The organism is Desulfomicrobium salsuginis (assembly GCF_054657795.1).
The window spans coordinates 502,416-515,741 of sequence record NZ_BAAHYA010000002.1 but is presented as its reverse complement, the minus strand read 5'-3'; the positions used below and the strand labels follow the sequence as shown (position 1 = coordinate 515,741).

The following is a 13,326-nucleotide window of genomic DNA, read 5'->3' as shown; positions in this document are numbered from 1 at the left end:
GTCAGTTCTCCTCCGGCAATGATTCGGCCACATGGTCGATGAACGCCTCGGCCTGGAAGTCCTCGTCGTCGACCAGCGTCCAGCGCTCGTCGGCCGTCATGCCCGACGGGGTGACCCAGCCTCCGACGACCCCTTTCAAAGCGAGGGAGGACCCACCGTTCTTGATCGCGGGGCACGTGGTCAGGGCCGCATAGTACTCCCAGCCTTTCCCGGTCCGCAGCCCCATGCCGCGGACTCTTGGGCCGCCCGGCAGGCCGGCTTCGACCCAGCCGTCGCCGAAGCGCACCTCCAGCACGCCGTCCCAGTTGGCGTCCACCCAGCGCGCGTCAACCCGGCGCGACCAGTTCACGTAGATGGCGTTCTCGCCGCTCAGGGACAGGACGTACATGCCCGCGTCAGGCCCCGTGTCGTGGCGGACGAAACTGGCTTGGACCTCGGTGCCCTTGTCCATTTCCGGGGACCTGGCCGACCGGAACACGGCCTCCACGCCGCTGGTGCGCGTCCGGTCGCAGGCGATGCGCACGGCGTAGGGCGTGCGCAGGATGCGCTCATTGAAGTTCAGCACGGGGTTTCGTGACACGATGCCGACCTTGGGCCAGGAAAAGGTGCCTGCAGGCACCTCGGCGACCAACCCTCCACCTTCAAAGCGGCCGTGCTTGGCGAACTCGGCCCCGCGGATGCCGTAGCTTTCCCAGGCCTCGCCGCCCCGGCCGTCGAACAAGGTTGCCTCTTCCAGGGGTTCGACGCCCGGCGCCGGTTCCTCCGGGGGCAGCGGAGCGCCGGTCACGCGGTCCATGACGATGCGCTTGAGGGCCATGCGCACGGGCGCTCCCGCCTTCTCGGCCTGGCTGAAGGCGTAGACCCGGAAGCCCAGGTTCGGCACGGCGCATTTCCAGGGGAAGCGCTCATCAGGCCCGCCCAGGCCCTGGGCCATGACCCCTTCGGGCGAGATGCGCAGGGTCACTCTGCCCGGGGCCTGCGCTCCCGTCTCGACCTTCCATGCCCCCTCGCGCGAGTCCGGATCGAGCAGGAGCATGCTCCTGCCGCCCGAGCCATCCTCCTTGCGGTTCCACTGGGCCCAGACGTACGGCTTGCCCGGATCGTTGTTCTTGAGATTGTACAGCGGGGACAGGGCCACCACAAAGCCCGTGGTGCCGTCCGGATCGAACTCGAAGGTCACGCCCGCCTCGGAGCCGGGGCCGAATCCGTCCAGCCACAGCACGGGACCCGGCGTATAGACGCCGACCTTGCCCCAGCTGGAATTGGCAGGGACATTCACCGCGACCTCCCCGTCCTCCAGCCTGGCGTGCTTGCGGAAATCCCCGCCCTGGCCGGCCAGGGGAGTCAGCCAGCGGCCCAGCACGCCGCCTTCGAAAAGGATGGTCCGCCGGGCCCCGTCGAGTGGCGCGTCATGCGCCGCCTGCAGGGCGAAGGGCTCCCGGCTGCGCTCGATCCGCTTCAGGGACAGACGCACGGGCTTGCCGCGCCGGCTCGCCGTGGCGCCGGCGAGGGCGTAAAGCCGGTAGCCGTCCTTGGGGACGTCGCCGGGCATGACGCCCTGCAGCAGCACCTTGCCTCCGGCGTCGGTGACCACGATGGCGTCGTCGGGACGCAGGACGAGGTCTATGCGCTCCGGGACCTCTGCGATCTCACGGGTCATGACCACCTGCTGCCCGACCCACAGGGTCAGGGTCCGGGGGCCATCGATGGTTTCCAGATGCATGCCCACGCGCACATGATGGTACCGCCACTCGTCGTCGGTCTTGGCCTCGGCCGGGACCAGGGACAAGACAAAGTCGGTTGACGCGCCCGGGTCGAACAGCGCCGTCAGCCTGACGCCCTGCCGCGCGCCGCGGGGATGCTCGACGACGGTAGCGTTGGTGTACATGCCCGTGCGCCCCCAGGAATTCCCCTCCGGAACGTCCACGATGAACATGCCGTTTTCTATTTTAGCGAAATTTTTGAATTTTCCACCATCAGCCTGATACGGGGCCCACATGTCGGACATGTCGCCCGCAAAAAGCGCTTCCGTGTCTTGTGCGGCCGGCGCGGAAGACGCCGACGCGGCTGCCGGGCCCTGTCCGCCGGGCCCCCGAACCCATCGACGGCCGTCGCGACGCAGCAGCGCGCCCGGCGCGGCGGCGTCCTCGTCGGCCACGGCCACCCACTCCAGAAAATCGCCGCGCTCAAGGAAGCCCAGCAGATCCGCGAGCCCTTCCGTGGACGGAGCGAGGCGGGCATCACCTCCCCGGGCCTGGGCCAGCCAGTCCGCGACCTGGACGGTGCCCGCATCGAGGAGGTTCAGACCCGCATCCGCACGCAGAGTGCGCCCCAGACCCACGAACCGCTCCGGCATCTTCCCCCATGCGCCGAGGGCCCTGACCGTGACCTTGCCCTGCAGTTCGAGCCGCACCAGAGCTTCGGGCCCGACCGCCGTCTCGAGTCCCGCGGCACGGGCCGCACGGGACGGACTGGCCGCGGCAATGGCCAGGAACAGGAGTATCGCCATGGTGAAACGAAAATGCATCGTGGACCCTCCCGGATACGAGGTGGATGACGCCGGCCCGCATCTGCCCTCGGGCCATATTTTCGCATACCCACAAGACGACAGGCAGAGCAAGTCGCTTGCCCTGCGGAAGTGCAGCGGCCGGATTGTTTTTTGCGGCAAAAGTTCCTAGATATTCCGCTAAACCACGTACAGGGGGATGCCATGTTCTTTTCCCGCGTCACGACCATTACGGACCGCTTGCCGATTCTCGCCCTTTCCCTCCTCCTTATTCTGGCCGCATGGCCCGTCCGCGCCCAGAGCGGGGCTCCGGCCGCATCCGGCCCGCGGCAGGCGGCCTCGACCGGCGCATCCGACGAAGCCCTGCGCGCCCTCATGGAAAAGGACACCCTGACGGTCCGCGCCCTCGTGGGATTCGGCCGCATCCCCGCAGCCGCCATGGCCCCCCTGTCCGGACTGCGCGGCAAGGGCATCGACGTGCTCGGGGCCACGCCGCAGCAGCTCGACGCCATCCTCAAGGAACACGGAACCACCCTGAGCGCGGCCGAGAAGCAGGCCCTGGAGCGGGTGGCGGGCATCATGCGCGAAACCGGCAAAGAGGCGGCCGGCAAGCCCTCCTCCGCGCCTGCTGCACAGGAAGAAGAGGTCGCCGTCTCCGTAGCCGAAACGTCCGCCACACCTCCGGCGCAGGCAGCAGGTGCCTCCGTGCCTGTCCGCCCGGCCCCGGCCCCCCTGCCGCCCATGGCCCTGCCTCCCGCCCTGCCCATGGTCGAGCTCGGCAGCGCCCAGTACGCGGGCATGATCACCACGGCCAAGGAGGCCACCCGCACCCTCATGGGTGACATTTCCGAAGCCGAAACCAGGAAATTCGAGCAGCGCTGGGCGGCCTACTACGACCACCCGTCGGCCGAGATCGTCGAACACTTCCGGGCGGCCACGCCCATTCTTTCGGAATTCCTGAACATCCGCGAAGCCATCGCGACCACCTCCGCCGCCTTCGACCAGGCCTGGAACGAAGCCGGGCTGGCCGCCGGGTACGACAGTCTGGACGGGGCCGACGCGGCCCTGGCCCAGGCCGACATGCTCAAGGACTACCTCGTCTCCCTGGAGGCCCGGGGCCGACAGTTGGCCCAGGCCCTGCAGGACCTGGGCGAGGCCCCGGACCCGGTGGCGGAAAAGGAGGAGGCGCGCTCGCGCCACAAGTCGGCCGTCGATACGATCAAGAAACTCTTCGTCGAGGCCCCGCCCCTGGAGGGCATCTGGTACGGGTCATCGGAATACGACGAGGACGGCTGGATCGAAGGCATCAAGGGTTCCCCGGCCCTCTTTGTGGTCTACGCCGTGGGGGACCCGGCCAGCCCCCGCTACCGCGCCCTGCGGCTGGACGCCGAGGATTACGATGAAAAGACGGATCCCTACGTCAACATCTTCGGCATGAACGATGGGGACACGCCGGACATGCCGGGCATGCTGCCCGCATTCGGCGACGGCATCCTGCGGCACAGCTACGAGATCAAGGACGAGGAGGACACGTACGTCATCACCGTCAACGCCGAACGCCTCGCGGACGATGCCGAGTCCTTCGACTATCCCCCGCCGGTGGCCCTGGAGACCGTCGAGGCCGCCTTCGAAAAGGATCTCAGGAAGAACGCCGAAAAGCGCGAACAGCTTGATTCCGCCCCCTCCGCTCCGGCCGAAACTACGGAACAGGCGCTCAAGCAGTCGGCCCAGCAGGTCGTCGGCGTGGCCATGGTTTCCGCTTTCGAAAAGTTCGCCGTGTCGACGATGAACGACGTCCGCCGCCACAACGAGTGGACGCCGCTCTTCCTCCGGGCCGCGCGGCAATGGCTCAAGGACCGCCCCTTTTCCGAAAAATCCACCCTGGCCCAGGACCGTCAGGCCTTGTCGGCCATGTTCGCCGGACTTCTCGGCCCGCAGCAGGCGCCGCCGAAACCTGCGCAGGCCGCGGTGGCCCAGGCCCCCGAAAAGGCCGCCGCACCAGAGGCGCCGAAGGCCACGGACGACGCGACCGAGGCCGAAAAAGCGGCAAGGCTCGAGCGCATCGAGTTCCACAAACAGAACATGGTCATCATCCAGCGCAACCTGGACCGCGACCGGGCCGAACTGGACAAGGAGACCGACCCCGAACGCCGCGCGCAGCTGGAGTTCCGCATCGTCGGCGCCATGTCCGACCTGCAGGGCGAAAAGGACCTCGTCGCCTCCGTGGAGACCGGAGAACTGGTCCGCACCCGCACCGCCTTCGACGACTACGCCCATGCCGGGTTCATCACCAACATCAGGCAGAGCCAGCGGCAGATGGAGAACTTCCAACGCTCCAGCGACGCCCTCTTCAAGCTCGCCGGCATGCTGCCTGGGGACGAGGGCAACGAGGCCCGCGCCTTCGTGGAGCGCCAACTGACGCCGGAAGTGCGCCTGAACATGGATCAGGCCTCCGTGAAACGCATCGCCGACGCGCTGGGCAAGAAGGTGGAGGGCCACTACCTGGGGCAGCAGGCCAAGAGCGACGAGGAGGCCGCCTACGCCACACTGGGCCTGGAGGCGGCCGAGAACATCAAGACCGCGGCCGATTCGAGCATGATGGTCCTGTCCCTGTTCGGCGGGCAGTACGTGGACGCCGCCTACCAGGCGGCCACGGGCTACATCGAGGGCGGGCCCGCCGAAGCCGCCCTGCGCACGGCCTCCATGTTCGGTCCCACGGCCGGGGCCGCGGCCGAAGCCATGCGCGGCTACCGCGAGGGCGGCGTGCAGGAAGCCCTGAAGCGCGGGGCCATCTCCCTGGCCACGGCCAAGGGCATGGAGTACGGCATGGGCAAGGTCATGGGCAAAGGGGGCGGCGTCGACGGCCCGGATGCGCCCGCCGCCAAGGGGACCGCGCCGGGTGCGCAGGCGACGAAGCCGGCGGCGTCCTCCGGGACGGCGCCGCAGGCCGTGGCCAAGCTGCCGAAATCCGGGGACCAGCGCGCCCTGGAGCAGTTCAGGCAGGCCAGGAAGCAGGGCGAAGACCTCGTCGAGGACTTCCGGCAGGCCCAGAAACGCCTGTCCGAGGCGGGCGCGGCCGGGGCCTCGCCCGCGGAGATCATGAAGCTCCAGGCCGCAGTCCGCGACAAGGTGGCCGCGGTCAACGGCAGCCCCCACGCCAAGAACTTCCTCAAATACAAGGGCGACGCCGGTTCGCAGCAGGCCTACAACGCCCACCTGCGGGCCGTGCACGCCGACGTGGAGGCCAAGTTCCACGCCAACATGCAGTCCAGGGGCTGGAACCAGCAGCCCCTCAAGGAGTTCCGCAACTCCGCCAGCGCCGGGTCCGTAGGCATGGACTTCGACATCGGCCTGGACGAGCAGGCGGCCCGCGCCCTGACCCGGGACGGCAAGCCCGCCAAGCTGAACCAGTGGCAGGAGGACGCCCAGAGGGCCTGGAACGAGGCCTACGAGGCGTCAACCGGACGCAATGCCGGACAGGCATGGGAAACCGTGACCACCAGCGGCCATGCCGAGAGCTACAAGGACCTGGCCTGGCTCTCGCCAGACAAGTCCGGCGTATCCAAGGCCTGGGGCGAGCAGTCGGCCGACGTGACGCGCTACAAGTCCTGGCACATGCAGAACGACCCGAGCCTCGACAGGATGACCAAGCTGCAGGAGATCAGCCGCGGCGCGGCCAAGGACATGCAGACCAAGCTGAACCCCATCCTCGACCAGGTCAAACCCACGGGCCAGAGCCAGGCCAAATTCCAGAACGCCCGCGAGCACTGGAACAAGGTCCGCCAGATCCTGGCCGACTTCGGCGAGAACAACATCGATCCCGTCACCGCCGACCGCCGCATCCGCGAACTGACCGGCGGCAAGAGCATCCCCGAGGTCGTGGAGGACATGACCTACCTCCTGGAAGGGGCAGTCAAGTTCGGAAAACGTTCCTAGGCGTCACCCCGAAAAGACACAGGCCGGAAACCATGGCGGTTTCCGGCCTGTTTTCATGTCTGTCCGGGCCGCCGGGAGGGACGGCCGAGACGGAACCGTTTCAGGGCAGCGGCACGCTCTGCCGCCGGAAGCGGTTCCCGTCGACGGCCAGGTACTCCACCCCGCCCTTGGCGAACACGGCCCGGGGCGGAATGATGTCGTGGGCGCGGTCCTCGCCCCCGAAGACGACGATGTGCACCTTCTTCTCCTTGTCGAGAGCGAAGTAGATCAGATGCATGCCGTCGGGGCTGAACTGCGGGGGCTCGTCGCCGAAGATCTCCCGGAATTCCGGGCCGGCCTGCCCGTCGAGGAAGGCCCGCCAGGACGACTTGCCCTTCTCCAGCCAGGCCACCTTCGTCCCGTCCGGACTGAAGACGATGCTTCTGGGCGAGCCCTGGCCGCGGCCGACCTCCTTGCCGTCCACGACCACGACGTATTCCTGGTCGCCGATCTGGAAGCCCGCGGCCCAATGCCGTCCGTCGGGGCTGAAGGTTTCGCCGACAACGCTTTTGAGGGCCCCGAAATCATGCTCGAAGACCTGCCCGTCGACCACCAGGAACGCCTGACCGCCCTTCTTGGCCTCGTAGACGTGCCGCGAGCCGTCGGGGCTGAACGTGGCCGGATCCCAGATATCCTCGAAATCCGGACCGATCTGTCCGTTGACGACCATGGACCTGACCGTGTCGTCCACATGGGCCACGAAGGCGTAATACGCACCGTCAGGGGTGACCGTGAACTTGTAGCCGCTGCCCATGGTGGGTGTGAGCTCCTCGCCGTCCCGAACCAGGAAGCGGTCTCCGCCCTCCTTCTCGGCGATGTAGTAGAGTTCGGCGCGGTTTTGCGTGAACAGGAGGTTGCCGTGAATGGCCGGGTACTTCCGCCCCACGGTCCCGTCCGCGGTCACGGCCATGGCGAAGTCGGCGCCGGCCTGCTCGTCGCGCCCCCGCTCGATCCAGGCGGCCTTGCCGTTCCAGGCCACGGCCCCCTCCCGTACGGGGACGGGCGTCTCGCGCACCTGCTTGCCGTCGAGATAGACCCGGTTCACGTCGCCGGTCTGCCCGCCGACCAGGACATGGGCCCCGTCCTCGCTCATTTTCAGGAAATCGATCTCGCTGAAGACCGGGCCGTCGGCCCCGTTGCACACCGGAACCTCCTTGTCGCCCAGCTCCGCCTCGAAGCAGAAGGTCTCGCCCTTGGGCGTGAAGAGCATGGAGTACCCCTTGACGTCGTCGTACCATTTTCCGGGCACGCCGTTGACCACGACGCGCTTCTTCCCCTTTTTCTCGCCCTCGATCCAGGCCACGTGGCGCAGGTCGTCGGACAGCTTGATGGCCCTTTCATCCAGGGCGTACTGCGGCAGCTCGAAATCGAAGTTCTCAGCGGCCGTCGCCGGTCCGCCCGGCGCCCCGGCCGACAGGGATTCCTCCTGACCCACGGCATAGAGCGTCCCCTCGTGCTCATACACGTCGCCGGGCATGGCCGTCACGACCCAGCCGACACGGTGCACGCTGGTGCTGAGGGTGCCCAGCTCGTTGTCGCCGATGAATTTCTTGACCCGGTAGGCCATGTAGACGCCAAAGGCCCTAGGGCCCACAGGGCGGCCCGTGGCGGGGTCCAGGCGGGGAGTCCAGCGCACCTCGCCGTCCCGGCTCTCCTCGAACCCGATGTCAGCGTCGCCCCCGGCGTCGTCGTGCCGGTAGACATACACAGATTTGCCCGCCACGCGGTAGGACACCCCGTCCTTGGCCTCCTTTTCGCTCAGGGGAATCTCGGGGTTCTCCGGGGCGTCGACGCGGATGACCACGGGCGTGTCGGCCGTGACGAACCCGAGGACCCGGCTGTAGGGGGCGTCACCGTCGAGGGCGGCCTTGACGCCCATGTTCTCGGCAAGCTTGTCGAAATGGCGCTTCTCCCCTTCCGCGACCGCCGGGGACCCCGGCAGCATGGCCTGCAGGCGCCGCTGAAAATAGGGGTCGTCCTGCAGCCCGGCCACCGTGATGCCCTCGGCCTGCAGCCTGACCCTGTACGTACCCTGGACCTGGTCGTTGATGGGAAATTCCACGCCTTCCGCCGGGCCAGCGTCGCTCGGTGCGGCAGGTGGCAGGGACGAAGCCGTCGCCGCCCCCTGCTCCGCCCCGGCCTGGGCAGGCACGGCTTCGACCGGAGCGACTTCGGCAGGCGCTGTATCGGCCGACGCGACGCGAGCCTCGACGGGCCCGTCGGCGGCCTGTGTCCAGCGCACGCCGCCGCTGCGAACCAGGGTGCCGGCCGGTACGGCGGCGCCCGGAGCGGACGGGGTCCAGTCCAGATGCTCGCCGCGCTCCATGAAGGCCGCCAGTTCCTGCAGTTCGGCCCTGTACGCGGCCGCGGCCTCGTCGCCGCCCCACCTCCGGACCTGATCCAGATTTGCGCCCAGCAGATCGAGCCCCGCTTCCTGCCGCATCCGCTGCGCCAGCTTGACGAACGTGTCAGGCAGCCGTCCCCAGCCGCGCAGGGCGCGGACCGTGATCTTGCCCTCGACTTCCATCTGCAGGAGCCCGTCCGGGCCCGTGGCGATCTCGACTTCGGGCGCGGCCCCCTGCGCAGTGGCGGAAAATGCAGGCCCCGCGCACAGGAGCCCGGCCAGCATCAGAATTATCAGGGAAGAACGCATATGAGCCTCCTCGTTGCCGCGTTGATCACAAGGCTAACGGACGGCATACAAATGCCCGTCCTCGCTCCAGAAATACGCCACGCCACCCGCCAGGGCCGGGGACGTGATCTCGCCGCCGGCCTCGAATCTCCAACGCTCCTGCCCGGATGCCCTGTCCAGCGAGACCAGGAAATTGCCGGCAGCGAGGATCAGGGCATCCCCGTCGATGACAGGGGCCTTCAGTCCGGCGCGCTGCATGTTGACCTTCCATTTCTCGGTCCCCGTGGCGGCGTCGAGGGCGTGCAGGTTGTCGGCGCTGACGGCATAGACCACGCCGTCGTGCACCGCCGCGGGGTGATGGATCAGCCCGGTGCCGAACTTCCATTTCTCCACTCCAGTCTGAACGTCCACCGCGTGGATGTTGAAATCGTCGCTGCCGAAGACCACCAGCCCATCCGACACGGCCGGACAGGTGGTGATGTTGGCCCCGGCGCGGAACGTCCATTTTTCCGCATCGGCACCCAGTTCCACGGCGGTCAGGCGGTTGGCGTGGGCAAAAAAAGCCGTGCCGTCGGAGACGGCCGGAGTGCCTACGGTATCAGACGTCTCCAAACTCCATTTCGCATCGCCCGTCTGCGGGTCGGCGCTGTACACGTGTTTGCCGGCTCCGAAGCAGATGGCGCCGTCCACCATGGCCGGCGAGGAATTCACGCCGTAATACAGGGACTTGAAGCGCCATTTCTCGCTGCCCGTGGCCGCGTCCAGGGCGAAAAAATGGCGGTCGCCGCTCCTATCGCCAACGACGTTGCCGAAAAAGACCGTTCCTCCGGCCATGGCCGGCGGCTGGTCGACCCAATCCTCGGCGAAGAACTTCCACTTCAGCGCTCCCGTAGCCACATCCACCGCATAAAGATGGCCGTCCACGCTGCCGAAGCACGCCAGGCCGTCGAGCACAACGGGCGGAGTGCACGGGCCGTCGCCGACCTTGAGTTTCCACAGCTCGACCGGAGGACCGGCCGGACCCGACGCGTCCGAAACGCCCGTGCGGGCCGCCCCGCAACGATACATGGCCGGACCAGAAGCGGCGCCGGGCACCGACGGTGCGGCCTCGGCGACATCCGGCAACGGCGGGGCAGCATCTGCCACGTCCGGTGCAGGCGGGGCCGTATCGACCGTGTCAGGCGCAGCAGGGACCGCATCGACCACGCCAGGCACGGGCAGGGCCGCAGCGGCGGGTGCATCTGCCGGTAGCATGTCCGCAGACGCGGCGGCATCTCCGGAATCCATCATCGCCAGCAGGCCTGACAAGACCTCGCGCTGAGCCGGCGAGAATGCCGCGGTCCCTTCCTCCGCCTCCCGGACCCACGCCGCCAGTTGCGCGCGGTCGGCCCCGATGAGGTCCAGGCCCATGGCGCGCAGTTCCATGGCCGCGGTCGCGGTGGCCGCGGGCACAAGCTTCCAGGCCCACAGGGCCCGGACCGTCAGACGCCCCTCGTCGCGTAGCCTGACCAGTTCGGGCGGCAGCGTGTCCACGGCCGGTTCCGAAGCGTACGCCGGACAGGCGAACAAAAGCAGAAGCAGGAGCCAGAGTCGCATGAAGCCTCCATGTTCGGCAGACATGCCAAGGAAAATACGCATGACGAAGTCCGATCAGCCGCCGTGGGCCGATTTTTCCAGGGCCTTGACGATCATGTCCCCGCCGTCCGCCAGACCGCTCGGCACGGGTATGCGCACCGTGACGTAATTGCGGAAGAAATACAGGGAACGCCCGGCCACCATGATGTACGAATAAACGAGAAGGATGTGCGGCAGGGGCTTGCGCTCGCGTTTCACGGAATCGAGCCTGCTGCCCAGCGTCCCCCAGGAATGCACCGTGCCGTTGACGTACACGCACCGCTCACCGACATAAACCTCGCCGGGTCTGCGCATGTCGCGGCGGTAGGTCAGGGCCGGCAGGCCCGTGGCCAGGAGCAGGAGCAGCACCATGAAGGCCATGAGAAAGCCGAACACCCAGACCGAGGCCTCGTCGCGCTTGACGATCATCAGACCCGCGCCCACGACCACGGAAATGACGAAGATGAGCAGCCAGACGCCTCTCTTCCGGGACGATTCCTCGCCGTGCTCCCAGCGCGCGAAGGCCTCCCACTCCTCGGGCTCGAAGGTGAAATGGGCCAGATGGCGGCCGCCCTCGACCATGTCACGCAGCAGGCCGGCCTGCCGGCCAAAGAGCCACATGCCCACGAGCGCGCCGAACAGGAACAGGCCGCCGATCACGATGGACGCGTAGCTCGCCCCGCTGCCCACGGTGTCGAAGACGAAGGGCCAAAGGACCAGGGCGCCGAACATGACTGCGCAGACCGCCGACCAGCGCACCCCCCGGCCGGCGGAGCTCCCGGCGACCACATCGCCCGCGCGGCCGGCAAAGAGGCCTACCGCCAGGGCGCCCAGTCCGGCCCCGAGCAGCCACGGCCAATGGCGCCGCAGGGGAAAGGCCGCCTCGTCAGGGACGTCGGATGTCGCATACTCCCTGGCCGGGATGCGACGGTAGTCCATGTGGCGGATGCCCGCGGCGTCGCGGTACTCGGCGTACCCGGATGGCCCCGGCAGCTCATAGAAGGGGCTCAGGTCCGGCCGGTCGAACCTCACCGGACGCCGGCCCACGGCCAGACCATGCTCCAGTTCGCCGAAGGCCTGCGCCCAGGCGGGGCCCGTGACGGTCACGGTGCGCCCCCTGGTTTTGGCGGCGATGAACTCCGTCAGGGGCAGGGGCTCCGAGACGGACTGCACGAATGCCTTTCCCAGACCCATGGCGCCGGACATGCGGCCGGGCGGGGTGTTGCTGTCCTCGTAGAGCCTGCCCCAGCGCACGAGTTCGCCCCGCAGCAGGACCGGCTCCGGGTACCACCAAGCCATGGCCGCGGCGGCGACGACGCAGGCCGCGACAAAGTTTCTGAGCAAAAGAAGCATGCTGCCTCCGCCGCGCAGGCGGCGTCTACTGTTCAAGTCGTTCGCAGGGCCGCCAGGTGGCCCCGTCATCGGTGGAGACAAGAAGCCCCCCTTCCCACAGTCCGGCCCAGAGGCTGCCGTCTTCGCCGACGGCCACACCCTGCACGTTGCCCTCCGGGCGGCCGCCAGGTGCAGGCCAGGTCCGCCCGCCGTCCGGGGAAAAGAGCACGCCGTGCTCTCGCGTGGCCACCAGAACCTGGCCTGCCCGGCCGAAGGACACGCCCTGCACCGTGCTGTCGTCCGGCACCCCGGCCACGCGTTCCCAGACAGTGGCGCCGGGGGCCAGGACATGCAGGCCCGCGCCGTAAAGGCCCGCATACACGCCGCCCCAGGGCGCGGCCTCCACGGCCAGGACCCAGGGCCCGGGCAGGCCGTGGCCGAGGGGCTCCCAGCGCCGCCGGTCCGCGGACAGGCCGAACGTCCCGTGCCCGAAGACCCCGACGACCCAGCCATCCCCATACCGGGCTGCACCCGAAACGTACGCGTCCTCGGGCAGCCCTTCCGTGACCGGCCGGGGCTCCCCGGCCCGGGCCTGCCCCGCGGCCTCCTCCAGGCGGCGCTGCACGTCCTGCCATTGCTGGTAGACGCGCATGACCGCGCGTTTCTCGTCGAGGGTGGCGGCGTCGCCGCGTGGCAGCAGGGCCATCTGGCGGCGCAGGTCCTCCTCTTCGCGGACCAGGGCCTCCTCGCGCGCCGAAGCCTCCCGCAGCAGCTGCAGGGACTCCTGCGTCATGCCCCGCGCGTCGAGGATGTGCAGCCCCAGACCCCAGAAATGCAGCAGGGCCTGCCCTCCGTCGGCGCCGGGGAAGAAGCCGGCGAAGGCGCCCTCGGCCGCCTTGTCCCAGACGCCGTTCCGAAAGACGTAGAGGCCTTGGGACGTGGCCAGATAGACGCGACCGCCCCGGGACGCCGCGGCACGGTGGACGTACAACTCGGGCGCGCCGTCGGCGCGTCGCCACCCCTGTCTCTGGGCGAGGTACACCCCGCCCTTCTCCGTAGTCAGGACCAGGACCTGTCCGCCCTCCAGGGCCGCGAGCTGCGTGATCCGGGGCCCCTCCCCGGCGCTGCACCGCGTGGCTCCCGAGGCCAGGAAGGCCGCAAGGAGCAGCATAGCCGCATACATGACTCTCTGAATGATGGTTTGCCTTGGTTGATGCACAGGTCCCCCTCTGAATTTTCTGGCCGCAGCCCCTGACAAGGCCATGCG

Annotated in this window: 6 protein-coding genes; 1 reads left to right on the top strand and 5 read right to left on the bottom strand. The window is 68.4% G+C overall.

What is annotated here, in order from left to right; genetic code table 11:
- Position 1: 1 nt before the first annotated feature.
- A complete protein-coding gene (locus tag ACYQ3G_RS09550; RefSeq protein ID WP_459825295.1) occupies positions 2–2,527 on the bottom strand; it encodes a hypothetical protein in 2,526 nt (841 codons plus the stop codon).
- A 183-nt stretch (positions 2,528–2,710) separates the two neighbouring features.
- Here ACYQ3G_RS09550 and ACYQ3G_RS09545 point away from each other — a divergent pair, with 183 nt between their 5' ends.
- Positions 2,711–6,442, top strand: a complete 3,732-nt coding sequence (locus tag ACYQ3G_RS09545; protein ID WP_459825292.1) for a hypothetical protein — start codon at positions 2,711–2,713, stop codon at positions 6,440–6,442.
- A 100-nt stretch (positions 6,443–6,542) separates the two neighbouring features.
- Here the strand turns inward: ACYQ3G_RS09545 and ACYQ3G_RS09540 are convergent, their stop codons facing one another.
- The 4 genes from ACYQ3G_RS09540 to ACYQ3G_RS09525 are packed head-to-tail and all read right to left on the bottom strand — an operon-like array spanning position 6,543 to position 13,230.
- Positions 6,543–9,134, bottom strand: coding sequence for a TolB-like translocation protein (locus ACYQ3G_RS09540; RefSeq protein ID WP_459825289.1), 2,592 nt, complete (start codon positions 9,132–9,134; stop codon positions 6,543–6,545).
- A gap of 33 nt (positions 9,135–9,167) precedes the next feature.
- The gene (locus ACYQ3G_RS09535; RefSeq protein WP_459825286.1) at positions 9,168–10,709 is read right to left on the bottom strand and encodes an outer membrane protein assembly factor BamB family protein; all 1,542 of its coding nucleotides are present in this window, start codon (positions 10,707–10,709) and stop codon (positions 9,168–9,170) included.
- Between the two features lie 54 nt (positions 10,710–10,763).
- A complete protein-coding gene (locus tag ACYQ3G_RS09530) occupies positions 10,764–12,080 on the bottom strand; it encodes a hypothetical protein (RefSeq protein WP_459825283.1) in 1,317 nt (438 codons plus the stop codon).
- 25 nt (positions 12,081–12,105) lie between these two features.
- Entirely contained in the window at positions 12,106–13,230 is a 1,125-nt protein-coding gene (locus tag ACYQ3G_RS09525) for a WD40/YVTN/BNR-like repeat-containing protein (protein WP_459825280.1), read from the bottom strand.
- Positions 13,231–13,326: the final 96 nt, after the last annotated feature.